We start from the raw sequence: 26,254 nt of genomic DNA, 5'->3' as shown, positions 1-26,254 counted from the left end.
CTAGCTCCCTCGGTAAACGGAGTAGCCGAACGGGTTGAGCAGCAGCGGTACGTGGTAATGCTCGCCCGGGTTCACCGCGAAGGTGATGGTGACCTCGGGGAAGAACGCACCGCTGTCCCTTACGCGGGGGGCGTCCTGCTGCGCCTCGGCTTGCTTCTTCTCGAAGTACGTCTCGGTCTCGAAATCGAGACGCACGTGTGTGGTGCCCTCCGGCAGCGCCGGCAGGTCCTTGCAGCGCCCGTCCGCATCGGTGGCGGAGCCGCCCAGGGCCGCCCACTCGCCGCGCAGACCCGTACGGGCCGACAGGGAGATGGCGACGCCCTCGGCGGGCTTGCCGATGCTGGTGTCCAGGATGTGCGTGGACACCGAATTTCTCGGCGATGCCGTGGTCTCGGTGCTCATGGTCACGCTCCTTCTGCTTCTGCGCGTTCGACGAGACGGGTGAGGCGGATTTTGTTGATCTTGACGAGCTCGCCGCGGGCGATCTCCCGCTCCTGCTCCGGCGAGTTGTCGATCCGGACCTTGACCGCGTCACGCATGAACTCACCGGTCGCACCGGTGGCGCAGATGAGGAAGACGTGGCCGAACTTGTCCTGGTAGGCCAGGTTCAGTTCGAGGAGCTCGTTCCTGAGCTCCTCCGAGGCACCGGCCATGCCACGCTGCTCGCGGGCGGAGGTCGGGTCCCCCGGCTTCGGCCGGCCGATCGGCGCGTGGCCTCCCATCGCTTCGCCCAGGTCGTCCGCGGTGAGCTCCGCCATGGCGGCTTCGTTCGCGGCGAAGAGGGACTCTGCGGTGGCGAAGGGGCGCTGGGCGAGCATCTTGCTCCCCCACGCCGAGCTGGCGCACACCTCGTGCAGCTCGGCCGTGGCCGCGCTGTCGTCCAAGGCGTTGAACCGGGTGAGACCCGGGGTCGGACTCGAAGTCACGGTAGGCCTCCGTGGCCTGTTGTTGCTTTGACGGGCTGCGCATAGCTAACGCCCTCGACAACACGGCGTCAACACTTTGTTGAAACTTCCCGTACACAAAAGCCGCCGCCCGGGTGAATTGGGCGGCGGCTCGTCACCGCGAGTCAGCCTGCGTTCACTCCTGGCTGCTCTTGCCCGCCCCCTTCGGGGTGCCCGAATCGCGGTTCAGGTAGTTGTAGACGGTGAAGCGGCTGACACCCAGGGCGCCCGCGACCGTTTCCACGCCGTGCCGCACGGAGAAGGCGCCCCGCGCCTCCAGTATCCGCACGACGTCCTGCTTGGACTTCCGGTCGAGCTGGGCCAACGGTACGCCGTACCGGCGCTCCAGGGCCGCCAGGATGCGGTCCAGCGAGTCCGAGAGCTGCGGCAGGCGCACGGCCAGCACGTCCTGACCCTCCCAGGTGAGCACGACGTCGTCGGGCTGCGCCAGGGCGGGATCCATCAGCTCGCCGCCCATGGCGTCCACCAGCGGCTTGACCGCGGCGACGAAGGGGTGGTCGCGGGGCTCGGTCACGAGACGTCCTCCCCGATCACATTGACCTGGAGCGAGACGCGCGTGGCACCGGCCTCCAGGGAGTCGCGCAGCAATGCCCCCACCGCGGCCAGCACCCGGTCGGCCTCACCCTCGGCGGTGTTGCCGAACGGGCCGACGTCGACCGCGTCCAGCTGGGCCTTCTGGATGACCTCGCGGGCCGCCACGGCATGGGCAGGAGCCTCTTCCAGATCGAAGGGCTCGGTCGTGAACTCCACTCTCAATCGCACGTCGTCAAGCTACCCCGCGGTCAGGATTTTTCGGGAGTCCGCACTTGACATCGACGCGGAGCCCCATGCAGTCTTCCATCAAGCAGAAAATAACTTCCGCAATACGGAAGGAGCGCACACCCCTCATGGGATACACGGACCAGCGCTTCGATGTGAACCTGTCGATCCTCTTCACGGAACTCCCGCTCCTGGAGCGCCCCGCGGCCGCCGCCGCGGCGGGCTTCACGGCGGTCGAGCTGTGGTGGCCCTGGATCGAGACCCCCACCCCCGCCCAGGAGGAGCTCGACGCCCTCAAGAAGGCTCTTGAGGACGCCGGCACCCAGCTGGTGGGCCTGAACTTCTACGCCGGCCGGCTGCCGGGCCCGGACCGCGGCGCGGTCTCGGTACCCGGTGAGGAGTCGGAGCGCTTCAACGCCAACATCAACGTGGCCGCGGACTTCGCCGCCTCGGTCGGCTGCAAGGCGCTGAACGCCCTCTACGGCAACCGCGTCGAAGGCGTGGACCCCGCCGTCCAGGACGAGCTGGCCCTCAAGAACCTGGTCGTGGCCGCACAGGCCGCGGACCGCGTCGGCGCGATCCTCCTGATCGAGACCCTCAACAAGCCCGAGTCGCCGCTCTACCCCCTGGTGAGCGCACCGGCCGGCATCGAGGTCGTGGACAAGGTGAACGAGGCCACCGGCCTCGGCAACGCCAAGTTCCTGCTCGACCTTTACCACCTGGCGATGAACGATGAGGACCTCTCCGAGGTCATCGAAAAGTACGCCGCCAAGACCGGGCACGTCCAGATCGCGGACAAGCCCGGACGCGGTGCCCCCGGCACCGGCGAGCTGCCCCTGGAGGAGCTGCTCGACCAGCTGAAGAAGGCCGGATACGAGGGCTACGTAGGCCTGGAGTACAAGGCCGCCGACGCTGCCGCCTCCTTCGCATGGCTGCCGGCCGAGGCCCGCGCCGCGAAGTAGTCGGACCAAGTCCGGGCGATCAGCCAGGCACCTCACGCACTTTTCGTACGAAGCATTAAGAGAAGGACCCTCATCATGAGCAACCCCGCTGCGCTCCCGTCGATCGCCTGGATCGGCCTCGGAATCATGGGCTCCCCCATGGCCGAGAACCTCCTGAAGGCCGGCTACTCGGTCACCGGCTTCACCCTGGAGCAGGACAAGCTGGACCGCCTGGCCGCCGCCGGCGGCACCGCGGCCGGCTCGATCGCCGAGGCCGTGGCGGACGCCGACGTCATCATCACGATGGTGCCCGCCTCCCCGCAGGTCGAGGCCATCTCCTACGGCGAGAACGGCATCCTGGAGAACGCGAAGTCCGGTGCGCTGATCATCGACATGTCGTCGATCACCCCGCAGACCTCGATCGACCTCGCGAAGAACGCCGCCGCCAAGGGCATCCGCGTCATCGACGCCCCGGTGTCCGGCGGCGAGGCCGGCGCCATCGAGGCCGTCCTGTCGATCATGGTGGGTGGCGAGCAGGCCGACTTCGACGCGGCCCTGCCGATCCTCGAGGCCCTCGGCAAGGTCATCGTCCTGTGCGGTCCGCACGGCTCCGGCCAGACGGTGAAGGCCGCCAACCAGCTCATCGTCGCGGTGAACATCCAGGCGTGCGCCGAGGCCGTCGTCTTCCTCGAGAAGTCCGGCGTGAACCTCACCGCCGCCCTGGACGTCCTCAACGGCGGCCTGGCCGGCTCCACGGTCCTGACCCGCAAGAAGGACAACTTCCTGAACCGCGACTTCAAGCCCGGTTTCCGGATCGACCTGCACCACAAGGACATGGGCATCGTCACCGACGCCGCCCGCAACGTCGGTGCGGCCCTTCCGGTCGGCGCGGTCGTCGCCCAGCTGGTCGCCTCGCTGCGCGCCCAGGGTGACGGCGGCCTGGACCACTCCGCCCTGCTCCGTGCGGTCGAGCGCCTCTCCGGCGCTCAGATCTGAGCACCTCCCCTCTCGCGGGGGACCCGAGTTTCCGGATGGCGCCGGTGCTGACACCTGTCCTGTCGCGCCCAAGTGCCGGCGCCGTCCGGATCACCACTCACCCTTCAACTTCGTTCAACAAACTGTTGACGTTTAGTTCTCGCCGAAATTAGGCTGTTCCGCATGACGGAAGACGCTTTCCGTCAGCAGTTACCCCGTACGGAAGGTCACCATGTCGAAGCGCACGCTGACGACCGAGTCCGGCGCCCCGGTCGCCGACAATCAGAACTCCGCCACCGCCGGCGTCGGTGGCCCGCTCCTGGTCCAGGACCAGCAGCTCCTGGAGAAGCTCGCCCGCTTCAACCGTGAGCGCATCCCGGAGCGCGTGGTGCACGCCCGCGGCTCGGCCGCGTACGGCTACTTCGAGGTGACCGACGACGTCACCGCCTACACCAGCGCCGCGTTCCTGAACACGGTCGGCAAGAAGACCGAGACCTTCCTGCGCTTCTCCACCGTCGCCGACTCGCTCGGCGGCGCGGACGCGGTCCGCGACCCGCGCGGCTTCGCCCTCAAGTTCTACACCGAAGAGGGCAACTACGACCTCGTCGGCAACAACACCCCGGTGTTCTTCATCAAGGACCCGATCAAGTTCCCCGACTTCATCCACTCCCAGAAGCGCGACCCCTTCACGGGCAAGCAGGAGCCGGACAACGTCTGGGACTTCTGGGCGCACGCCCCCGAGGCGACGCACCAGATCACCTGGCTCATGGGTGACCGCGGCATCCCGGCGTCGTACCGTCACATGAACGGCTACGGCTCCCACACGTACCAGTGGACGAACGAGCAGGGCGAGGCCTTCTTCGTCAAGTACCACTTCAAGACGAACCAGGGCATCCGCAGCCTCTCGGGCGAGCAGGCCGCCGAGCTCGTCGGCAAGGACGCCAACTCGCACCAGACCGACCTGCTGCAGGCCATCGAGCGCGGTGTGAACCCCTCGTGGACCCTGTACGTGCAGATCATGCCGGCCGCCGAGGCCGCGGACTACCGCTTCAACCCGTTCGACCTCACCAAGGTGTGGCCGCACGCCGACTACCCGCTGCAGCGCGTGGGCCGTCTGGTCCTCGACCGCAACCCGGACAACGTCTTCGCCGAGGTCGAGCAGTCCGCCTTCTCCCCGAACAACTTCGTCCCGGGCATCACCGCCTCGCCGGACAAGATGCTCCAGGGCCGCCTCTTCGCCTACGCCGACGCCCAGCGCTACCGCCTCGGTGTGAACCACACCCTGCTGCCGGTCAACGCCCCGAAGGCGACGAAGGCCGACAACTACGGCCGCGACGGCGTCATGGCGCTGCGCAACGGCTCGCGCCACGACAAGAACTACGAGCCCAACTCGTACCAGGGCCCGGCCGAGACCGGTCTCGCGCTCGGCGCCCCGAAGGCCGTCTCCGGCTACACGGGCACCCACGCGGCCCCGGCCCACACCAAGGACGACGACTTCTTCCAGGCCGGTGAGCTCTACCGCCTGATGTCGGAGGCCGAGAAGCAGCGCCTGGTGGCGAACATCGCCGGCGGTCTGTCGCAGGTCACCCTGGAAGACGTCATCGAGAAGAACCTGGCTCACTTCCACGCCGCCGACGCCGACTACGGCAAGCGCGTCGAGGAGGCCGTCCGCGCCCTGCGCGACGCCTGAGCCGATATGGATGTACCGGGGGCCTGACGGGAGGTCAGGCCCCGGGTGCTCAGCCCGACCCGTGGACCCGGATGAGGGGTGGTACACGGTGAGGGCAGGACGAGGACCGTGGCGGGCGTGCGAGCCAGTGCGGTGGTAATGGGTTCCGAGGCCCGTCTCTTGACCTGAGGGAGACGACGCCGGAGTTCTCGTCGCCCGCCCGTCACGGTCCCAGCCAATCCTCTTCGTACAGGGGCTGCGCACAGAGCTCCCTGCACGCGGAGGAACCCACCTCCCCACACACTCCGCCCGGCGGTGCGAACGTCCTGTCGCGCCAGCCTCGCACCGTCGGGCGGTAACCAGCCAGAGCGCCGAGTCACGGACGGTCCCGTGACTCGGCGCTTTGCCGTTTCGGGACAGGACCCGCCCCGGGACGGGAACGCTCCTCACAGGCCCTTGGGGAAGGCGTCCTCGCCCGGTTCGGTGTCCAGGGCCTCTCGGTCGAACAGCAGCATGCCGAGGAAGAACAGCCCTCCCAGGACCAGCAGGCCGCCCACCACCACGACGGGGACCAGCGCCTCCCTCGGGGTCACGAGCACGAACAGCGCGAGCAGGGTCCAGGCCAGCGCACAGACCGCGACCGGAAGTTCGAGGCGTCCGAGGTCGAAGGCGCCCTCCTGGCGGCCGAGGCGGCCGCGCACGGCCAGGTAGAGGACGATCGTCGCGCCGTAGATGACGGCCGGCAGGATCGTCGACGCCGTGATCAGCTCCAGCAGCGCCGCGCCGGGCAGCGCCACCATCAGGACGAACCCGAGCGCGAGGATCAGCAGGGTCGCCGGGACCGGTGTCTGCGTACGGGGGTTCACCCGCCGCAGCACCCGGTGCCCGGGGAAGCGTGCGTCGCGCGACATCGCGTAGACGAGCCGCGAGCAGGAGACCATCACCACGATCCCGGCGCCGAAGAACGCGAACGAGATCGCTACCAGCAACACCTTCTCGGCCGCCGGGCCCAGGTTCTCGCGCATGATCGCCGCGACCGGCGACCCGTCGGCGCTGATCCGCGCAACGTCCTCGATCGAGACGGTCAGCGCGATCAGGAAGAGCATGCCGAGGATTCCCGCGGCGACGACCGACCCCACGATCGCGCGCGGGACGCTGCGGTGGGGGTCCTTGGCCTCCTCGGCCAGGTTCGCGGCGGAGTCGAAGCCCACGAGGGTGGCGAGACCCATGATCATCGCCAGCATCAGCCCGCCGCCGACCGCGAAGTAGCCGGGCGCGTGCGCGGCGACCCCGCGCGAGGTGAGGTTGCCCGTCGAACCGTCACCGGTGACGGCCACGGCGATGAAGAGGGCGATCGCCACCACCACGACGAGCGCCACCTCCAGCCCCACCGCCGCCGAGTTGATCCAGCTGACCAGGCGCGTCGAAGCGATGGCGACGACGGCCTGGACGATCAGCACCGCCAGCGTGATCACGCGCGCGGTGTCCTCGCTCTCCGCGATGCCGACAAGTGGCATGAACGCCTGGCTCGCCAGCGCGTTGTCGATCGCCAGCACGGCGATCGCCAGGTAGCAGAAGGTCAGCCAGCCGAACCACCAGCCGATTCTCGTGTCGGCCAGCCGGGAGGCCCATTGGTAGGAGGAGCCGCTGAGCGGGATGCGGGCCGCGAACTGGGCGACCACCAGCGCCACCAGGGTCTGCCCCACCGCGGCGATCAGCCAGAGCCAGATCCCCACCGGCCCCGCGGTGCGGAGCACTTCGTCGTAGGTCCCGAAGACACCGACCGCCACCGAGATGAAGGCGAACGAGATCGCGAACACCTGGAAGGGGCCCAGGGTGCGCTTCAGCTCCTGCCGGTACCCTCCGCGCTCGACATCGGCCGCGGCATCCGCCCCGGCCGCGGTGGAACCGTCGCCGTCACGGTCCGGCCCGCCCGTCGCAGCCTCCGCCATCCCGGCCACCTCACTCTCCCGTGTCCCCCGCGGCCCGGCGGAGCACCGGCCAGTGTCCTCCGCCGGGCCGCCCGTGCGGGCCGCCGGCGGTCGACACACGCGACGAAGCCCCGAACGGACGCCGCCGTACGGGGCCCGCGTACGGCGCCCACGCACGGGGCTTGGCGGCGTACGGGGCCCAGCGGCGCCGGAACGCGGAACGGCCCCCGCCCCTCCGGAAGGAGGGACGGGGGCCGCCGGGTGGTGCGGGGTGATCAGACCTGCAGGGCCTTGATCGCGGTCGGGGCGTGGCCCGGCTCGGTCGCGAGCTCTTCGAACTCGGTGACGTCGCTCATGTCGACCGTCTTGCTCATCGCGATGTTGGTGACGCGCTCCAGGATCGCCTCGACGACGACCGGGACCTGGAACTCCTGGGCCAGCTTCTTGGCCTCCTCGAAGGCCTCCCCCAGCTTGTCCGGGTCGGTGACGCGGATGGCCTTGACGCCCAGGCCCTCGGCGACCTTGACGTGGTCGACGCCGTAGACGCCCAGCTCGGGGGTGTTGATGTTCTCGAACTCGAGGTTGACCTCGAAGTTGATGCCGAGGTTGCCCTGCGCCTGACGGATCAGGCCCAGGTAGGCGTTGTTCACGAGGACGTGGACGTAGGGGACCTTGTGCTGGGCGGCGACCGCCAGCTCCTCGATCATGAACTGGAAGTCGTAGTCGCCGGAGAGCGCGACGACCGGGGTCTCGGGCTCCGCGGTGGCGGCGCCGATGGCGGCCGGGATGGTCCAGCCGAGCGGGCCGGCCTGGCCGCAGTTGACCCAGTTGCGCGGGCGGTAGACGTGCAGGAACTGCGCCGCGGCGATCTGGGAGAGGCCGATCGTGGTGACGTAGCGGGTCTCGGGACCGAACGCCTTGTTCATCTCCTCGTAGACGCGCTGCGGCTTCAGGGGGATGTTGTCGAAGTGCGTACGGCGCTGCAGGGTCGCCTTGCGGTCCTGCGCAGAGGCGGCCCAGGCGGAGAAGTCCGGCAGCTTGCCCTCGGCCTTGAGCTCCTTGGCGATCTCGATGAAGAGCTCCAGCGCGGCCTTGGCGTCGGAGGCGATGCCGAAGTCCGGGGCGAAGATCCTGCCGAGCTGCGTGGGCTCGATGTCGACGTGGACGAACTTGCGGCCCTTGGTGTAGGCGTCCAGGTTGTAACCGGTGTGGCGGTTGGCCCAGCGGTTGCCGATGCCGAGGACGAAGTCCGACTCCAGGAACGTCGCGTTGCCGTAGCGGTGCGCGGTCTGGACGCCGACCATGCCGGCGGCCAGCGCGTGGTCGTCCGGGATGGTGCCCCAGCCCATCAGCGTGGAGATGACGGGGACGCCCGTCAACTCGGCGAACTCGACCAGCAGGTCGGACGCGTCGGCGTTGATGATGCCGCCACCGGCGACGATCAGCGGGCGCTCCGACTCCAGCAGGAACTGCAGGGCCTTGGCGGCCTGGGCGCGGGTGGCCTGCGGCTTGTAGACCGGCAGCGGCGCGTAGGTGGCCGGGTCGAACTCGATCTCGGTCAGCTGGACGTCGATCGGGAGGTCGATCAGGACCGGGCCCGGACGGCCGGAGCGCATCAGGTGGAAGGCCTCCTGGAACACGCCGGGGACCTGCGCGGCCTCCAGGACGGTCGTGGCCTTCTTGGTGACCGGCTTGGCGATCGAGGCGATGTCGACGGCCTGGAAGTCCTCCTTGTGGAGCTTCGAGACCGGGGCCTGACCGGTGATGCACAGGATCGGGATCGAGTCCGCGATCGCCGAGTACAGACCGGTGATCATGTCGGTGCCGGCCGGACCCGACGTACCGATGCAGACACCGATGTTGCCCGCCTTGGCACGCGTGTAGCCCTCTGCCATGTGCGACGCGCCCTCGACGTGGCGAGCCAGGGTGTGCGCGATGCCGCCCACGTTCTTGAGCTCTCGGTAGAACGGGTTGATCGCAGCACCGGGGACACCGAACGCTTGTTCGACACCCTCGAGCTTGAGGATCTCCACTGCAGCGGCGGCGGCTGTCATACGAGGCATCGAGTTCTCCTGCGGTCTGGCGGGTCAGGCTTTTCCGTAATCCGGAAGTATTGTTCTGCTATACGGAACAAGCTAAGCGGCGACTCCTGCGACGTCAAGGCGGTCGGGGATCCCGGAAGCCACCAAAAGCCGCATATCGGTCGGCTACTTGTACAAATCACTGACGCGCCGGCGGGAATCCCCCGGAAAAGGCGCGCGGCCTCCCCCCGGCGGTCGCCGGTGGTGGAGCATGGACCTACGCACAGCGACGGAGGGGGTCCAGGTCTCATGGCGGAAGCGGTACCGGTGCGCTGCCCGGCGTGCCTGCGCGAGAACGGCTACACCGCCCCGGTCTTCCCCTGCGCCTGCGGAAGCCCGGTCCATCCCCCGCTGGACCTGGCGGCGCCGCCGGTCCCGCTGACCCACCGGACGTGGTCGGACACCTGGGTGACGGTGCGCTGCACGACGTGCGGGCGGGAGAGCGAGTGGCCGCATCCCGAGCTGGGGTGCGGTTCGTGCGGGACGGTGGTGCTCGTTCCGGTCCACCCGCCGGAGGGCACGGGGACCCCGGCGGGCCCGGCGGGCCCGGGAGGCACGGCGGGCCCGGCAGGCACGGCGGGCCCGGCAGGCACGGCGGGCCCGGCAGGCACGACCGGCTCGTCTCCGGCCGCCGCCGCCCGGCCGGATCCGGGCGGACCGGCGGGCGGGCGTCCGGCGCACATCCCGCCGCCCCCGCCCACCGCACCGGTGCCGCGGCCCGCGTTCCGGCCGGTGACCATCCGTACGGCCCGCGACGCGGTGGCCACGGCCGCGCTGTACCTGCGCTGGCTGGGTTTCCGCGACGTACGGCAGCCCGACGGGCGCCCGATCCCGGCGGCGACCGCGGACCTGCGGGCTCCGGGCCTGGTCGCCCAGGTGGACCCGACCACGGCGCCGGCCGGGCTGCGGGCGGTGGAGTGCGTCTGGCTCAACGGGCTCACGGCCTCCGCGACCAGCGTCTACTTCGCGCTCGCGGGGTACACGGAGGAGGCCCGGGCCCGGGCGGACGATCTCGGGATACCCCTCTTCGTCATGGACCTGACGGGCATGCCGCAGCCGGTCAACGACCCGGCGGACGCGCTGGTCGGCCCGGACGCGTAGGCGCCCGGGGAACGGACGGACCGGGAACGGGCGGAGCGGGAACGGGCGGAGCGGACCGGGAACGGGCGGACCCGGCAGGATCGAGGAGCTACCCCCTAAGCTCGTGGGCATTGCCCACTTCCTGCCCAGGAGAGCCCGATGAGCCTGTACGACATCCCGCTGACCACGCTGTCCGACGAGCCCACCAGCCTCGCCGCCCACAAGGGCAAGGTGATCCTCCTGGTGAACACCGCCTCGCAGTGCGGGCTGACCCCCCAGTACTCGGGACTGGCCCGCCTGCAGTTCGCGTACGAGGAGAAGGGCTTCACGGTCATCGGCGTGCCCTGCAACCAGTTCGGCGAGCAGGAGCCCGGCAACGCCGAGGACATCCAGACCTTCTGCTCGGCCGGTTTCGGCGTCACCTTCCCGATCCTGGAGAAGTCCGAGGTCAACGGCGAGAACCGGCACCCGCTCTACACGGAGCTGGTGAAGACCCCGGACGCGGACGGCGAGGCCGGGGACATCCAGTGGAACTTCGAGAAGTTCCTGATCTCCCCCGCCGGCGAGGTCGTCGCGCGCTTCCGCCCGCGCACCGAGCCGGAGGCTCCCGAGGTCATCGCCGCGATCGAGGCGCACCTGCCCGCGTAGTGCTCCCGTACGGGCTGCTGCGCGGGCGCGGCAGCCCGGGGGCGCTCCCCCTCACTCCGGGTCGGCCCGGTCCAGGTCGGCCTCGTGGTACTCCCCCGCCGACCCGGCGGCGGTGAGCTCGCGCAGCTCCACCCGGCGGATCTTGCCGGACACGGTCTTCGGGAGCTCGGCGAACTCGATGCGCCGGATCCGCTTGTACGGGGACAGCACCGCGCGGGAGTGCTCGAACAGCACCCGGGCCGTCTCCGGCCCGGGCTCCCAGCCGCCCGCCAGTGTGACGTACGCCTTCGGGACCGCCAGCCGCAGCGCGTCCGGGGCCGGGACGACGGCGGCCTCGGCCACCGCCTCGTGCTCCAGGAGGGCGCTCTCCAGCTCGAACGGGCTGATCTTGTAGTCCGAGGCCTTGAAGACGTCGTCGGAGCGCCCGACGTAGGTGAGGTACCCGTCGGCGTCGCGCGCGGCGATGTCACCGGTCCGGTAGAGCCCGTCGGCCATGGCCTCGGCGGTGCGCTCCGGGTCGTCCCGGTAGCCGGTCATCACCCCGGCGGGCCGGGTGCGCAGGTCCACGCAGAGCTCGCCCTCGTCCGCGGACTCCTTGCCGGTGACCGGGTCCAGCAGGACGATCTCGTAGCCGGGGGCCGGTCGGCCCATGGAGCCGGGCTTGACGGGCACCCCGGGGAAGTTCCCGACCTGGAGGGTGGTCTCGGTCTGGCCGAAGCCGTCGCGGATGGTGACGCCCCAGGCCGCGCGGACCCGCTCGATGACCTCCGGGTTCAGCGGCTCCCCGGCGGCGACGGCCTCGCGCGGGGGCCTGGCCAGCTTGGTGAGGTCGGACTGGATCAGCATCCGCCACACGGTGGGCGGGGCGCAGAAGGTGGTCACGCCGTGCCGGTCCATCTCGGCCATCAGCCGCTCGGCGTCGAAGCGGGTGTAGTTGTGGACGAAGACGGTCGCGCCGGCGTTCCAGGGGGCGAAGAGGTTGGACCAGGCGTGCTTGGCCCAGCCGGGCGAGGCGATGTTGAGGTGCACGTCGCCGGGGCGCAGCCCGAGCCAGTACATGGTGGAGAGGTGCCCGATGGGGTACGAGGCGTGCGTGTGCTCGACGAGCTTGGGGCGGTCGGTGGTGCCGGAGGTGAAGTACAGCATCAGCGGGTCGGTGGCGAGGGTCTCGCCGTCCGGTGTGAAATCGCCGTCGGCCCCCGCCGTGTCCGCCAGCCTCAGCCAGCCGTCGGGGACCTGGTCACCGGCGGCGATCCGGGTGTAGCCGCCCGGCACCTCGTCGAACTTGGCCGCGTCCCCGGCGCGGACGATGACGTGGCGGACCCGGCCGCGTTCGACCCGGTCGCGCAGATCGGCCGGGCCGAGCAGCGGGGTGGCGGGGATGACGACGGCGCGCAGCTTCATCGCGCCGAGCATCACCTCCCACAGCTCGCGCTGGTTGCCGAGCATGACCAGGATCCGGTCGCCGGGCTCGACGCCCTGCCCGCGGAGCCAGTTGGCGGCGGCTCCCGACCGCGCGGCGAGCTCCGCGAAGGTGAGGACCTGGCTGCTGCCGTCCTCCTCGACGATGCGCAGGGCGTCGGCGTCGTTGCCGGCGGCGATGCGGTCGAACCAGTCCAGGGCCCAGTTGAAGCGGTGGGGGCGGGGCCAGGTGAATCCGGCGTGGGCGGCCTCGTAGTCGCCGCGGCGTTCCAGCAGGAAGTCCCGGGCGGCCAGGAACCGGGCGGTGGCGTCGTCCTGTGTGCTCTCGGTCGTCATGACGGGCATCGTGCCGCCTCCGGTGCACGGACCACCAGTGCGGCGTCAGCCGCGAGTTGACCGTACGGGGCCGTCCGGGGCCATCCGGAACCCCGCCCGGGACCGTCCGGGGACGCGGGTCAGGCCTTGATCGCCGCGAACCGCACCAGAGCACCCCCGGCCCCGCCAGCCCCGTCGGCCCCCTCCGCCCCCGCATCCTCCCCCGCCATCCCTTCCACCATCAGCTCCGCCTCGGCGACGATCTCCTCCTTCGCCGCCTCCGTGACGGGGCCGAACAGCTCGATGGTGAGCGCCCGCCCTTCCAGCTTCCACAGGCCCGCGAGGAACCCGTCCACGAGCAGGGTGCAGTGGGCCTGGTTCCCGGTCCACGTGCGCCCCTTGATCTCGGGGGCCACCACGCGGGTGCGGTCGGCGTGGGAGAGCAGGAGGTTGTCGAACTCCGGCAGGAAGCGGGGCGGGGCCGGGGTGTCCGCGTCGGGGCGGGGGGCGTCCGGGAGGTCGAAGAGCTCCACCCCGTGCTCGTCCTGGAAGGCGAGCAGGCCCGGGCGCAGCCGCTCGAAGGCCTCGCGCAGCCGGGTCAGTCCGGCCCAGGTCTGCATGTCCTTGACGGAGGCGGGCCCGAAGGCGGCGAGGTAGCGCAGCACCACCTCGTCCACGGGCTGCGCCGCACCGGCGGGCTTCCCGAGCCAGTTCTCGACGGTGGTGAGCCGTACCTGGCCGCTGCGCCCCCACACCCCGCGGGGGGTGACCTGGACCAGCGGCAGCCGGCAGCGGGCGGCGACGGACAGGGACTGCGGATCGGCGTCGGGCCATTCCTCCAGCAGTTCCTCGCGGATCTCGCCCATGGTGCGCGGCTCGCTCTCGACGAAGGCGCGGGCGCGCCGTGCGAGCCGGTCCAGGTCCACGCCGGTGAGCCCCTTGCGGAAGTAGCCGATCTCACGGTCGCGGGCGGGCTGGACGAGGGGCCTCAGCGTCAGGGCGTCGTGGGCCGTGTGGGTGTGGATCGTCGACCGCATGGTGACCATCCGGACGGCCTCGCGGGACTCCATGAGCCCGGCCAGCTCGGCCGGCCGGAAGCTGGCGAGCCGGGCGTGCAGCTGGAAGTAGGGCGGCTTCACGTTCTGCGCCTGCAGCCCGAGCAGGTGCGCGACGGCGTCCGCCGCGGACATCCGGGCGCGGCTGAGCAGCAACTGGCGGGCGAGCGTGGCACGGTTCAGAGCACGGGTGCCGAGTACGGGGTGTGTCGTCCTGGAAGCCATGACAGCAAACTAGGCCCCCTTGCGGACAGCTTTCGTCCGCAACTCCGAACCGGAGCGGGCCGAGGAGGCCGGAAACCCCTCCGCCCACCCCTTTCTCCCCGATATCCCCTATATCCTTCCCCTTGCCCGTAAACACACGTTCGACCGGGAGCCGACCTGCGATGCCGGAGCGCCCAGACCGCCGCCGCCCCTCGCCGTCCGCCGCGAAGCGCACGGGCTGGCGACGCCCCGCCGCCCCGGCCTCCGCCCCTCCGGCGGCACCGCCGGCCGCCCCGCGGCCCGCACCGGCGGCCCCCGCTCCCCCGGACCACCGCAGCGTGATCGACTCGGCCGTCTACCGGGACGGCTGCCGCATCGCCTCCCCCGCCACCCTCGCCGAGACCTTCCGGCAGCTGCGCGAGGAGCCCGACGGGATGGCCTGGATCGGCCTGCACCGCCCAACGGAAGGGGAACTCCACTCCCTGGCAGCCGAGTTCAACCTCCACGAACTCGCCGTCGAAGACGCCCTGGAAGCCCATCAGCGCCCCAAGCTGGAGCGCTACGGCGACACGCTCTTCGTCGTCCTGCGCGCCGCCCGCTACCTCGACGCCCAGGAGGAGGTCGACTTCGCCGAGCTCCACATCTTCGTCGGCCCGGACTTCCTGATCACGGTCCGCCACGGCGGCGCCCCGGACCTGTCCGCCGTCCGCCGCCGGATGGAGGGCAACCCGGAGCTCCTCTCCCTCGGCCCGGAAGCAGCCCTGTACGCCATCCTCGACGCGGTGGTCGACGGCTACGCCCCGGTCGTCGAGGGCGTCCAGACGGACATCGACGAGATCGAGACGGAGGTCTTCCGCGGCGACCCCGCGGTCTCCCGCCGCACCTACGAACTCTCTCGCGAAATGGTCGAGTTCCAACGCTCCACCCGCCCCCTGGTGGGCATGCTCCACGGCCTGATGGCGGGCTTCGCGAAGTACGGCACGGACGAGGAACTCCAGCGCTACCTCCGCGACGTGGCGGACCACGTGACCCACACGAGCGAACGGGTCGACGGCTTCCGCCAGGCCCTCACGGAGATCCTCACGGTCAACGCCACCCTGGTCTCCCAACAACAGAACGCCGAAATGCGCACCCTGGCCGAGGCGGGCTTCGAACAGAACGAGGAAATCAAGAAGATCTCCGCCTGGGCCGCCATCCTCTTCGCCCCCACCCTGGTGGGAACCATCTACGGCATGAACTTCGAGGTGATGCCGGAACTGCACTGGGCAGGCGGCTACCCCTTCGCGATCCTGCTGATGGCGGTGGTCTGCGTCAGCCTCTACGTCATCTTCAAGAAGCGCGACTGGCTGTAGACCGCACATCACCACCATTGATCAACTTGGCCGTTGGGAACACATAGAAGCGGCCCGCAGGGCCCCTGGGGAGAATCTGGGGAGAATGCGCAGCCGACCCCTGCAGGCCACTCCCCCACGCTCCCCGCTGCCCCGCCCGTGCCGTCAACCGCTTTCAGTGACACGTCATGTCGCCCAGCGCAGGTTGGGGAAAAGCTCAGAGGCCGCGGGTTCGAGTTCCTGAAGGGGGCTCGTAGCCGAATTCGCGGATGGCGCGTCCAGAACGGTACCGGAGCGGGCTGGGGTCGTCCGGGCCCGCTGAACCGAAGGCCAGGACGAAACCCCGAACGAGTGACGGGCGCCTGGGTGCCGTTCCGCAAGGGGGCCTGTTCCGCAGGCGGAAGGCGTACTTCTCGTGTCCTGAGCATCTGGACACGGTGAAAGCCGCCCTGGTCTTCGGCCACAGCGGCGATCCCAACCCCTGACCCTCACACGGCTCCAGCACCTGCTCGACGTCGATGCCGTCGAGTGTGCGGCCATTCGCCGGGCTGGCCGAGATGAGGACCAAAGGTGCAATGAGTGCACCTCGATTCCTACTTCCTTGACGGAGAGAGCAATCACACCGCAGTCCGTTACGTGGCTGGTGAAGCCCTCATAGGCGCCCTCTCGACGGAACATATCGGCATGGGGATTCCATCGCGCCGTCGCCGCATTGGTGAAGAACAGCGCGTCCTCTCCGAATCTCTCCAGGATCGTCTCCGCGTGCGAGGCCAGTTCGGCCCTTCGCGCATCAAAATCCGGGATGTCCTCTGCTTGGAACCACTCACCCTGGAGAGTGGCCAGGATTTGCTGGGCGCCCCTCCTGGACACGGGGCAGGCCGTGGCGACAGCACTGAACGGGCTGTCCGGGCCGGTGCCGTAGTTGCCCCCTCCCGATGCCGCGGCAACCTTCGACCAGCCACGCGGATCGTCCGTCCGCAGCTGCATGACGTCGAGGGCGTCCAGCCGCCAGTCGTCGCGCCTCCGGGCGCCCACGGCCGCGAACATGCCCTCCCCGAAAAGGGCCCGCAGGGAACTGCTCCACGAGGTGGCATCAATCCGGGTCACGGGCCTTACTCCAACTCTCCAAGTGCGCAGTACGGGTGCAGCGTCTTGTCGGTGGCATGGAGGTGAGAACAACGAACGGCGGGTGGCCCCCCGGGTCGGATCGCAGAACGACCCACACGTTGGTCACGTCACGCGCGGCGATGTCGCAGCGGTCCCACAGCCTTCCCACGGCGTCGTTCGCCGTCCGGAGGAGTGCGAATGACCAGTTGGGCGCAAGGCTACCCGCAAGCTAATTGTCGTTCTTCCGCTGAGTGCCGGATACCGGAGGGCTTGACGATCTGCTGATCCATCAGCCGCTGTGGTTCGTGGAATCGATCGCGTATTTGTGATTGCTTTCGCCGTCCCCGGCCACGGCATAGATGGGGTCGTCCTTGAATTCGGTCAGAGCACGGGCGCCGAAGGGGTGTTCCGGAGCAACATGGCTTTGTACGTGCGTACTTGGCAGTAGATTCCGGTCACCGGTCGGCGTCAGGGGGGCCGTCACTCCTCGTTCTGAATCGGGCTGCGAGAGCGCAGCCGCGCAGCTGGCCGAATACGGTCGGGCCGGGGTGAAAGAAGTGGTCGTCGGCGGCGCGGCAGTGTATTCCGGGGATGGCCGACCGGACGCCGTACGGGATCTCCACGAGGTCCTCGCGGCCGTGAACGGGTGTGAGGGGTCGGCGCGTGACCGCGTGTCGGCCTGACGCGGGAGGAGAGGCAAGACGGTGCCCGGCGACATCGCCCGATGGCTGAACGAGCATGCCCGCCCCTTGAGCAGCCTGACCGCCGGCGCGCCCGTGGAGGATCTGAGGCCCCTGGGTGAGGCCCTGCGGGGGACACGGATCGTCGGGCTGGGGGAATCCACGCACGGCACCGGCGAGTTCTTCCGGCTGAAGCACCGCATCGTGGAGTTCCTGGTCCGCGAGGAGGGGTTCACCGCCCTCGCCATGGAGGCCAGCCAGTCCGCCGCCCGCGCGCTCGACGCGTACGTCCGGTACGGCACGGGCTCGCCCGAACGGCTCGTCGCCCGGCTGGGCTTCTGGACCTGGCGCACCCGCGAGATGGTCGACCTCGTCGAGTGGCTGCGCGCCCACAACCGCGACCTGCCCGAAGAGCGCCGGATCCGCTTCGTGGGAACGGACCCCCAGCTCTGCGCGGACTCGGTCGAGGCCGTCGCCGCCTTCCTGCGCCGGGCGGCGCCCGATCGGGCCGGGCGCGTCGGCGCCCTGGACGTACTGGCCCGGGCCCGCCCGGGATCACTTCCGGACCCGGACAGGGCCCTGATGCGGCGCGCCGAGGAGATCGCCCGCCTCGTCGCGGACCACGTCGAGCGGTCCGGTCCCGGCGACGGCGCCGACGAGGCCCTGGAACACGCGCGGATCCTGGTCCGCGCCGCCGACCTGGTGGCCCGGCCCTTCGCCGCCTCGGCCGGCGAGGACGGCGAGGACGGCGTGTACGCCGCGCGTGACCGTTACATGGCCGAGGCCGTCGCACGGCTCGTGGACGACGACCCCGGGGCGCGCGTCATGGTCTGGGCGCACAACGGGCACATCGCGAAGGGCACGTACGGGGACCAGGTGCCGGCCCTCGGCAGCGGACTGCGCGAACGGTACGGCGACTCCTACTACGCGCTGGCCCTCCTCTTCGGCAAGGGCTCCTTCCTGGCCCGCCGGGGCAACGACCTCCGGAGCCCGCCGGTGCGCCACCGCATCGGCACCGGCTTCCGTTCCGTGGAGGCCCTGCTCGCGGACGCCGTACCGGGCGACTACTACGCGGACCTCCGCGCCCCGGGGTCACCCGCCGGCGCCGCGCCCTGGCTGCACGCCCCGCACGCGCAGCGCAGCTTCGGCGCCGGCGTCCAGCGGTTCACCTACCGCTTGAACACGGCTCCGCTCGTCCCCGCCGAGGACTACGACGGCATCGCGTTCGTGGCCCGCTCTACCTGCTCCCACCTGCTGCCCCCGACGGAGGGCTGAGGCCCTTTCGCGGAAGGTGATGTTGGTGTGCTTCGGCGCCTCGGGCAGAATCGTTCGTCTGCAACGGGACCTGAAGTGCGGTTCAGCGTCGGTGGGAAGGCCTTGGGGTGGGTTTCGACGAGGAGTGGGGGCGGCTGCGGGCCGCCGCGACGGAGCGGGTCGACTCGGGGGTGCCGCTGGAGCCGGCGCCACGGGTGCGTGAGCCGGAGAGCGGCCCCGTCGTGGATGCCGGGGCGGCGCGCGAGGCGGTGCTGGAGCGGCTGGCGGATTTCCGCAGCCGGGTGGTGCTGGTGCCGCTGGACGAGCGCAGGGGCCTGTGGACGGCGGAGCTGGGCGGGCTGGACTGGATCTGTGCGTTCTCGGGCCTGGAGACGCTGGCCCGGTTCGCCGACGCGCGCGGTGAGGCCGAGCGGGAGTGGCCGTACCGGCGGATCGTCGGGGCGCGGCTGCTGGACGAGGTGATCCCGGCGCTGGACTTCCCGTGCGGGGTGGCGCTGGACGTGGCGGGGCCGGACGGGATCGTCTTCCCGCCGGTGCGGGGGCTGGTGCCCGACGGTGCGGCGCTCGACGGGCTCGACGGGGACGTACGGGAGGAGACGGCGTGAGCGGGGACGGGTCGGACCTCGATGTCTCGAAACAGGCGCTGGGGCAGATAGCGCAGGGGATCACGGACACGCTGGGTGAGCTGAAGGAGCTCGGGATGGTGGGCTCGGCCAGCATGGGGCGGGGTTTCACGGATCTGGCGCTGTCGGGCATGGAGAGCGGGCACGAGGGCCTGACGGCTTCGATGAAGACGTTCTGCGAGCGCTGGGAGTGGGGTGTGCGGGCGCTGGTGCAGCAGGGGAACCAGTTTGCGTTCGACGTGGGTCTGTCGGCGGGTGTGATGCACGAGCAGGACCAGTACATCCAGGGCAGTTTCAAGGTGCTGACGAACTCCGCGATGGGCAATCCGTACGCGTCGGAGAAGGACGTCATCGCGAAGGACTGGGGCGGAGTCCTCTCCGACAACCCGTACACGCAGATCCGGGACGCGGACTACAGCGCGGAGTCCTTCGAGCGGGCACGGGAGAACAGCAAGGAGGCCTGGAAGGGCGCGGTGCGGGACGTCAACAGCTCGGACATCCTGCTCAGCAACCAGATCGTCGACGCGACGGGGATGCGGGACGAGGTCGACGCGGCGGTGGAGGACTGGGTCGGTCCGGCGCCGCAGCCGCAGGAGCAGCCCTCGGGCGGTGAGCACCGGTGACGGACTGGGGCGGGCTCCTGGGCAAGGGCCTGGAGAAGCTGGACGACGGCTGGGAGGGCGCGAAGAAGGTCGTCGGCCAGGGCGTCGACAAGGCCACCGACGGGATCGGCGCGGGCCTGGAGTACGTCGGGGCGGACGACTGGGCGGACAAGGTCGAGGACTGGGGCGACGACTTCGCCTCGGACATGGGTGCTTCGGTCGGCGAGCAGCAGCTCGGTCAGAGCGAGCAGGCGAACGAGCTCGTGCACGGCAAGCCCGCGAAGATCCGGGAGTCGGCGAAGCACCTGAAGGACTTCCAGGGGGCGTTCGACCGGGTCGGCCAGGGCATGCGGGCGCTGGACTCGGGGCATTGGAAGGGGCAGGCGGCCGACGCGTTCCGTGAGAAGTTCGCGATGCACCCCAAGGACTGGCTGCACGCCTCCGACGCCTGCGAGGCGGCGGCGGGCGCCCTGAACCGGTACGCGGAGACGGTCGAGTGGGCGCAGAAGCAGGCGCAGCAGGCCATCGACCTGTACAAGGCGGCGGTCAAGGCCGCGAAGGAGGCCCACGAGGACTACGCGGCGAAGGCCGGGGCCTACAACGAGGCCGCGAAGGCCGGCCGGGATCCTGGACCGGAGCCGCAGAAGCCGGTCGACGTGGGCAAGGCGGAGGGCACGCGGGCCCACGAGATCCTCAAAGAGGCCCGCAGGCAGCGCGACGAGGCCGCCGGGGCCGTGGCCAAGGCGATGGACGCGGCGCTGGAGCACGCCCCGAAGGAGCCCTCGGCGACGGACCGGGCGCTGGCCGGGATCGCCGACTACTACGGCGGCCAGGCGGTGGAGCTCAACCACTTCGTCGGCGGTGTGGTCAAGGGCACCGCGGGCCTGGTCAACTTCGCGCGCGGCCTGAACCCGATGGACCCGTACAACCTGACCCACCCGGCCGAGTACCAGCAGAACCTCAACATGACCCTGGCCGGCCTGGTGTCGACGGCGGCGCATCCGGAGCGGATCCCGGGCGCGCTGATCGACAGCTTCAAGAACGACCCGTCGGAGGGCCTGGGGCGGCTCGTACCCGAACTCATCGGCACCAAGGGCTTCGGCGGCGCCCGGGCCGGCGTGCGGGTGGCCGCACGCGAGGGGCTCGAGGGGGCAGCGAGTACGGGCCTGCGGCACACGGACGAATGGCTGACCGGCGGCAGGAGGCGGCCCCGGCAGCTCCTCGACGACCCGGCCCAGACCCGGTGGGCGGAGGACGCGTACGCGGATTTCATGAAGAGCGACCGGGACATCGAAGCGATCAGCGGACATTCCCAGGGGCTGGCCCGGGACAATGGCTCCACCGGGTTCACCCCGGAGGAAATCGCGGCGGTGAAGAAGCACGTCTTCGACACGGAACATCCCATCGTGGACTACGAGACGGGAGGTGTCGTGATGCGGAAGTTCGACGCGGATGCGGAGATCGCGGACGCGTGGATCCGGCTGCGTTCGGGAAATGCGCTGCCGGAGGACCGGCTGCTGCTGGAGCACGAGCTCGCCGAGCTCACGTATCTGCGCGAGAACCCGGGGGCCACCTACCAGGAGGCGCACCGAGTGGCGAACGAGACGCACAACTGGCAGGACTCCGGACCGCAGGACAAGCGGGAAGACATCGAAGGGGAATGGTGAATGGCTGCGATCGTGTACTTCCGGAAGGTCTCGGAGACCGAGGAGGTCGTCGAATACGAATTCGGTGACGACCCCGACCGCTTCCAGCGGCGGCTGACCATGGACAAGGCGTCCTGCACCTCGACGGTCCAGGACGAACAGGTCGACTACACCTTCCTGAAGGCCTCGCGGAAGCTCAACGCGCTGCACACGGAGCGGGGTGTGTGGCCGGAGCGCGGGATGAGCGTGAGCTGATCACCGAGGGCACGGGGCCCCGTCCTCCCCTCCGGCCGCCCGGCGTGCCGTGATCTGTTCGAGGACCTCCGTGTAGCGGGACCGCCTGTCGGGGCGGGCGTGGACGGCGGCGTGTCTGAGGGCGGGTATCGCCGGCTCGCCCATGTCGACGAGCCCCTTGGCCGCGGCCCTGCGGACGACCGGGTGGGAGTGCTCCAGCATTCCGGCCAGGGCGGGCATCGCGGGCGCCCAGTTCGCGTGGCAGAGGATCCGGATCGCCGTGCGCACCAGCTCCGGCTGCGGGTCGTCCAGCAGGACCGACGTGTGGTGCAGGTAGGTCTGCCGGTCCAGCACGGCCCGTGAGGTCCGGTGGGCGTGCAGGCGGACCCCGGGCTTGGGATGACGCAGCAACTCTTCGATCAGCTCCCTCAGCCGGGGGTCCTGGTCCGGCTCGGGGCCGACGTGCCCCTCGGCCAGTCGCGCGAGTGCCTGGCGTACCCGCACCGGGTCGCCGCCGCGGGCCAGGTCCAGCAGCTCCTGCCGGGACGGCGGCCCCGCCGGGTCACGGTCAGGGTCACGGCCACCGTCGCGGTCACGGAGCGCTGCCAGTACGGCGGCGTCCTGCCGTGCGGCGGCGTCCGGACGGCGCAGCGGACCCTCGACGAGGAGCAGTCCGTCCGCGAGGTCCTCGCGTCCCTCGGCGCGCAGCCGCCCGCAGAGCTGCGTCAGCGCGGGGGTGCGCAGCAGGGGGCGCCCCCGGAGCAGGTCGAGGAATCCCCAGGCACCGGCGGCGAGTCGGCCGCCGAGCCGCTCGGCCAGCACGTCGGCGGGGACCCGGCGCAACGCCTGCCCCACCCCGGCGCCGCCGGGCGGCCGGTCGTGCTCCCACCATTCCAGCAGGAGCGGGACGAGCGGCTCCAGGTCCCCCGGGGCGAGCCGGCCCGCCACCAGGGCGACCCTGTCGTGCAGGATGTCCTCCGCGCGGAGTTCCCCCTCGCCGATGGCGCCCAGTGCGCGGGCGAGGCCTGCCCCGACCGGTACGTCGATGCGGCCTCGCAGGAATGCCCGGAGCACGGGAAGCCCGGCCTCCGGCTCGGGCCATTCCAGGAGTGCCAGGGCCGCCGTGTGCCGGTGATCCGCGGCGGATGCCCGCAACATGGCCAGCAGGCGCTCCCGCAACGCGGTCGAACGGGGCTGGTCGAGGTCGTCGATGCGCACGGTCCGCGGTCGCGGCGCGGGCGCGTGGACGGCCTCGGCGATGGTCCAGGGTGGTGCGTCGAGCGGCTGGATGTCCGTCATCCAGTCGACGAGGACGGCGCGGGTCTCGGGGCCGGCCGGGGCGTAGGCATCGATCAGCGCGCTCAGGCGGTCCCGGGAGCCCGGGATGCCGTCGCGCTGCCGGCGGAGCCGGCGGAGCCGGCCGACCCGCTCCGCGGAGTCCGGTGTGCGCACCGCGGCGTCCAGCGCGGCTCGCCACGCCTCGGACTCGGCCGCGACCTCGGCCCCGGCCCCGGCCCCGGCCGACGCCAGGGGGGACTGCGGGGCGTTGAACGCGTCCCGCAGTACGTCGGTCTCGGCCTGCCACGGGTCGGCGTCCCGCCGGGCCGCGGCAAGTGCCCGGTCGAGGTCGGCGCGGACCAGCACCGCGCCGAGGCCGCGGAGCAGCGGCAGTACGGACGGGCTCCCGGGTACGGGTGGCAGTGCGCGTACGGCGTCGGCGGCCGCCGGCTTCAGGGCCGTCGGCACGGTCGGCGCGACCGCTTCGAGGACCGTGACGAGGTCGTGCCGGTCCTCCGCCGAGGCCTCGGCGAGCCCGTCGAGCAGGACCCCGGCCGACCGGGCGAAGGCCGTCAGTTCCCCGGTCGACCACGGTGCGGGGCAGAGCCGGAGGGTGAGCCGCAGTACGCGGCCCCGGGCGGCGGGTTCGGAGCCGGCCAGGCGAAGCCAGTCCGCCAGCATGGGCCGCAGCAGCCGCAGTCGCCCGGGGCGCGGCCGCTCCGGGCTTTCGGCGAGGCGCAGCGCCACCCATGGATTCCAGCCCTCGGCCAGCAGCGACGCGACGTCGAGGTCCGCTCCGGTGTCCGCCGCCGGGTGCGGCGCGGTGGGTGGGGTGATCCCGTGCGCGGCCAGGGCTGTCGACAGCTCCTCGACCGTGCCCGAGGCGAGGCCGACCCGGCCGGCCGCCACCAGGGCGAGCAGGGTCGGTGCGACCCGTGACGCCTGGTCGTCCAGTGCGAGGACCGAACGCGCCGGCAGGGTGCGGTCGAGGCCCTCCAGCAGCAGTTCGCGGGTGCGGCGGTCCTCGCTGTGTTCGGCGGCGGCGAGGACGGTCGCCGGGTACGCGTCGCCGAGGACGGCGCGCAGCGCCTCGACGAGCGCACCGCGCAGGCCCGGGTTGTCGTGGCGCCCGAGCCACCGGAGCAGCGCCGGAACCGCCGTGGGCGTGCCGGCACGGGCCAGGACCCCGGCGGCGGTCTTCTTGATGTTCATGTTCGGATGGCCCAGACATGCGGCGATGGCGGTGGAGGCCCAGCGGGCCCGCGCGTGACCGAGGGCGAGCAGCGCCTGCCGGACGGTCTGGATGTCCTGGGCCGCGGTCAGCGCGATCAAGGACGCCGACAGCGCCTGCACGTCGTCCCCGGTGGCGTCGCGGGCGAGCAGCGCGATCGCATGCTTGCGCACGTGCCGGTCGCGGTGCCGCAGCAGGTGGTGGACCCTCGCGCGGGTGCGTGCGTAGGGAATTCGGAGCAGGAGTTCGAGCAGGATCGCCTGCTCGCCGCTCGAGAGTCCCGGCCGGTCCAGCAGATCCAGAACCGTGGTCGCGACGAGTGCGTGTCCGGCCTCGCGTGCGGTCGCCGCGTCGAGCAGGCAGGTCGGCCTGATGCGTCCCCGCTCGTGGAGACGGCGGCCCAGGCCGTGTACGGCGTCCACGATCTCCTGCGGTACCACGGGCTCCCAGGCCTGCTGTCCGCTTCCGGGGTGCGGGGCGGCGCCCCCTTCCCGGGACTCCGCCAGTCCGGCGACGACCCGCAGGAGCAGGTCCGCGATGACCGCAAGCGTGCCGACGCCGCCGTGGGCGGCCAGCCCGCACAGTGCCGCGACCGGGTCGTCCGGGTCCGGACGGGAACTCAGGAGGGCGAGTTCCCGCTCGTCCGGGCCTCCGAGGTCCGTCGCGATGCGGGGCGGCAGGTCCGCCGGATCGAGGCGGACGAGGAGGGCACGGCGTTGTGACGGATCGTGGGTCAGATGCCACAGGATCTCGAGGGCCCGGCCGCGCACCGCGCGCAGGTGCGGTGCGATCGCGCCCGTGCTCCCGGCCGTGGCGAGACCGAGGCCTTCCCGCAGCGCTGTCGTCGTCCGGTGCCCGCCGATGGCTTCCAGGGCGTCCAGGGCCGCGGCGGGAGCGGACGGCAGGAGGGCGATCACGGCGTCTTCGGCTGCCGCGTGGCGCAGCGCGCGGATCGCGTCGAGGAACGGCCCCGGCGCGGGAGCCGACGGCAGCACCCGGGTGATCGCGTCCCCGATCGGCAGCTCCCCCGTTCCCTGTCCGGCGAGGGCGACCAGCAGAGCGAGCCGGCGCGGCCAGCTCGGATCGTCGGCGTCGGCTTCCACCAGTACCCGGAACATCGTCTGCCGGCAGGTGAACAGGATCGTCGCGACCTCGTGGGGCGCGATCGTGTGATCGGCCAGTGCGAGGCCGATGACGGACGGAACGTGCGGATCGTCCGGGAAGTGCCCGCGCCGGTGGAGTCCGCGCAGGAAGGTCACCGCCGGGGCGCCGAACAGCAGGGGGTCCCGCGCGGCGACGGCCGACAACGCGCCGATGTCACCGCGGTCCGCCAGGTCGCCGAGCAGTTCCATCGCGCGCCGGCGAAGACCCGGCGCCAGCTCCTCGTCGGCGGCGGCCTGCCACAGCAGCGCGCGGTGCCCGTGATGAGCGGCGGCCGTGAGCGCGGCCTCGGCCACCCCGGGTCGTGCGGTCACCGGACCGGCGGCGAGGAAGGGGGCCAGGCGCCCCGGCGGCAGGGGGTCCAACGCCGCCCACGGCTCGGCGAGTTCGCCGAGTACGGCGGCGACGACGGCGGCGCTGTCGGCGCCGAGCAGGTCGGTCAGGTACGCGCGCACCAGCGCCGGGGCCAGCAGGCCGGCGTGCAGCCCCTGCCGGGCCAGCCGGAGCGCGGCGGCCTGCAGCACCGGGTCGCCGCTGCCCACCAGCTCGTTCACCAGCTCCTCGGGCCGGTGCGCGCAGGCGATGGTCATATCCTGCACGGCCTGGTAGAGCAGCTCGCCCGGAGGCTCCTTCCGGATCGCCGTCGGCTCGTTGAGGAGCTCGGCGCGCAGCCAGGCGATCCGCACCCGTGCCGGCAGTTCGGCCGTACGCCACACAGGCCGGGAGAGCCCCCGGCGATGCGGCCCGAGACGTTCGTGGAGCCGCGCCAGGACGAGCGCCTCCTCGGGCGGCCCCTCCACCGATTCCGGCAGCAGTCCCGCGAGTTCGGCCATCTCCCGCGCGTCGTCCGTCCGGCCCGATGTGACGCGCTCGGCCAGGAGGACCAGCCCCAGGTGGCGCAGGCCGGGGTCGTCGTGCCGGACGAGGTGGGCGAAGACGGCCGGCTCGCAGAGCCGCGCGTCGAGAAGGCCGGCCAGCCGGCCGATGTCGGCCCGACGCACCGCGTCGCGGAAGGACTCGTCTGCCTGCGTGATCATCGTC

At 71.3% G+C, this 26,254-nt stretch carries 20 protein-coding genes; 11 read left to right on the top strand and 9 right to left on the bottom strand.

Annotated elements, in window-relative coordinates:
• From uraH to ACXNSR_RS30655, 4 genes are all read right to left on the bottom strand, one after another.
• Complete coding sequence (gene uraH / locus ACXNSR_RS30670) at window positions 1-402, bottom strand: hydroxyisourate hydrolase (protein ID WP_458638596.1); 402 nt, start codon at window positions 400-402, stop codon at window positions 1-3.
• Window positions 403-404: 2 nt separating this feature from the next.
• A complete protein-coding gene (uraD, locus tag ACXNSR_RS30665; RefSeq protein ID WP_458638595.1) occupies window positions 405-926 on the bottom strand; it encodes a 2-oxo-4-hydroxy-4-carboxy-5-ureidoimidazoline decarboxylase in 522 nt (173 codons plus the stop codon).
• Window positions 927-1,080: 154 nt separating this feature from the next.
• A complete protein-coding gene (locus ACXNSR_RS30660) occupies window positions 1,081-1,479 on the bottom strand; it encodes a helix-turn-helix domain-containing protein (RefSeq protein ID WP_458638594.1) in 399 nt (132 codons plus the stop codon).
• Entirely contained in the window at window positions 1,476-1,727 is a 252-nt protein-coding gene (locus ACXNSR_RS30655) for a thiamine-binding protein (protein ID WP_383193976.1), read from the bottom strand. The genes ACXNSR_RS30660 and ACXNSR_RS30655 overlap by 4 nt, the downstream gene beginning before the upstream one ends.
• A gap of 125 nt (window positions 1,728-1,852) precedes the next feature.
• On the opposite strand from ACXNSR_RS30655, the gene ACXNSR_RS30650 reads away from it, so the two are divergent.
• From ACXNSR_RS30650 to ACXNSR_RS30640, 3 genes are all read left to right on the top strand, one after another.
• Window positions 1,853-2,686 carry a TIM barrel protein gene (locus ACXNSR_RS30650; RefSeq protein ID WP_386178323.1) on the top strand — a complete coding sequence of 278 codons (834 nt, stop codon included), beginning with the start codon at window positions 1,853-1,855 and terminating at the stop codon, window positions 2,684-2,686.
• A 75-nt stretch (window positions 2,687-2,761) separates the two neighbouring features.
• Window positions 2,762-3,661: a 2-hydroxy-3-oxopropionate reductase gene (locus tag ACXNSR_RS30645; RefSeq protein WP_458638593.1), complete on the top strand. Its 900-nt coding sequence runs from the start codon at window positions 2,762-2,764 to the stop codon at window positions 3,659-3,661.
• A gap of 211 nt (window positions 3,662-3,872) precedes the next feature.
• The gene (locus ACXNSR_RS30640; protein ID WP_458638592.1) at window positions 3,873-5,330 is read left to right on the top strand and encodes a catalase; all 1,458 of its coding nucleotides are present in this window, start codon (window positions 3,873-3,875) and stop codon (window positions 5,328-5,330) included.
• A gap of 425 nt (window positions 5,331-5,755) precedes the next feature.
• Here ACXNSR_RS30640 and ACXNSR_RS30635 read toward each other — a convergent pair whose 3' ends face one another.
• Window positions 5,756-7,261, bottom strand: a complete 1,506-nt coding sequence (locus ACXNSR_RS30635; protein WP_458638591.1) for an APC family permease — start codon at window positions 7,259-7,261, stop codon at window positions 5,756-5,758.
• A 254-nt stretch (window positions 7,262-7,515) separates the two neighbouring features.
• Window positions 7,516-9,303 carry a glyoxylate carboligase gene (gene gcl, locus ACXNSR_RS30630; RefSeq protein WP_458638590.1) on the bottom strand — a complete coding sequence of 596 codons (1,788 nt, stop codon included), beginning with the start codon at window positions 9,301-9,303 and terminating at the stop codon, window positions 7,516-7,518.
• 267 nt (window positions 9,304-9,570) lie between these two features.
• On the opposite strand from gcl, the gene ACXNSR_RS30625 reads away from it, so the two are divergent.
• Both ACXNSR_RS30625 and ACXNSR_RS30620 read left to right on the top strand, forming a co-directional pair.
• Window positions 9,571-10,422 carry a hypothetical protein gene (locus ACXNSR_RS30625; protein ID WP_458638589.1) on the top strand — a complete coding sequence of 284 codons (852 nt, stop codon included), beginning with the start codon at window positions 9,571-9,573 and terminating at the stop codon, window positions 10,420-10,422.
• 138 nt (window positions 10,423-10,560) lie between these two features.
• Complete coding sequence (locus ACXNSR_RS30620; RefSeq protein ID WP_458638588.1) at window positions 10,561-11,049, top strand: glutathione peroxidase; 489 nt, start codon at window positions 10,561-10,563, stop codon at window positions 11,047-11,049.
• A gap of 51 nt (window positions 11,050-11,100) precedes the next feature.
• Here ACXNSR_RS30620 and ACXNSR_RS30615 read toward each other — a convergent pair whose 3' ends face one another.
• Window positions 11,101-12,807, bottom strand: coding sequence for an AMP-binding protein (locus ACXNSR_RS30615; protein ID WP_458638587.1), 1,707 nt, complete (start codon window positions 12,805-12,807; stop codon window positions 11,101-11,103).
• A gap of 119 nt (window positions 12,808-12,926) precedes the next feature.
• The gene (locus ACXNSR_RS30610; protein ID WP_458638586.1) at window positions 12,927-14,066 is read right to left on the bottom strand and encodes a winged helix DNA-binding domain-containing protein; all 1,140 of its coding nucleotides are present in this window, start codon (window positions 14,064-14,066) and stop codon (window positions 12,927-12,929) included.
• Between the two features lie 161 nt (window positions 14,067-14,227).
• Here ACXNSR_RS30610 and ACXNSR_RS30605 point away from each other — a divergent pair, with 161 nt between their 5' ends.
• From ACXNSR_RS30605 to ACXNSR_RS30580, 6 genes are all read left to right on the top strand, one after another.
• Complete coding sequence (locus ACXNSR_RS30605) at window positions 14,228-15,397, top strand: magnesium and cobalt transport protein CorA (RefSeq protein WP_458638585.1); 1,170 nt, start codon at window positions 14,228-14,230, stop codon at window positions 15,395-15,397.
• A 1,790-nt stretch (window positions 15,398-17,187) separates the two neighbouring features.
• Window positions 17,188-18,438, top strand: coding sequence for an erythromycin esterase family protein (locus ACXNSR_RS30600; protein ID WP_458638584.1), 1,251 nt, complete (start codon window positions 17,188-17,190; stop codon window positions 18,436-18,438).
• Window positions 18,439-18,545: 107 nt separating this feature from the next.
• On the top strand, window positions 18,546-19,043 hold the full coding sequence (locus tag ACXNSR_RS30595; RefSeq protein WP_458638583.1) for a hypothetical protein: 498 nt from the start codon (window positions 18,546-18,548) through the stop codon (window positions 19,041-19,043).
• On the top strand, window positions 19,040-19,684 hold the full coding sequence (locus ACXNSR_RS30590; protein ID WP_458638582.1) for a hypothetical protein: 645 nt from the start codon (window positions 19,040-19,042) through the stop codon (window positions 19,682-19,684). Before ACXNSR_RS30595 ends, ACXNSR_RS30590 begins: the two co-directional genes overlap by 4 nt.
• Window positions 19,681-21,330 carry a putative T7SS-secreted protein gene (locus ACXNSR_RS30585; RefSeq protein WP_458638581.1) on the top strand — a complete coding sequence of 550 codons (1,650 nt, stop codon included), beginning with the start codon at window positions 19,681-19,683 and terminating at the stop codon, window positions 21,328-21,330. The genes ACXNSR_RS30590 and ACXNSR_RS30585 overlap by 4 nt, the downstream gene beginning before the upstream one ends.
• Complete coding sequence (locus tag ACXNSR_RS30580) at window positions 21,331-21,564, top strand: hypothetical protein (protein ID WP_458638580.1); 234 nt, start codon at window positions 21,331-21,333, stop codon at window positions 21,562-21,564. It begins immediately after the preceding gene.
• Here the strand turns inward: ACXNSR_RS30580 and ACXNSR_RS30575 are convergent, their stop codons facing one another.
• A complete protein-coding gene (locus ACXNSR_RS30575) occupies window positions 21,565-26,250 on the bottom strand; it encodes a HEAT repeat domain-containing protein (RefSeq protein ID WP_458638579.1) in 4,686 nt (1,561 codons plus the stop codon).
• Window positions 26,251-26,254 lie beyond the last annotated feature (4 nt).

Source organism: Streptomyces sp. NC-S4, from assembly GCF_054353315.1.
This window is presented reverse-complemented; position numbering and strand designations above follow the sequence as displayed.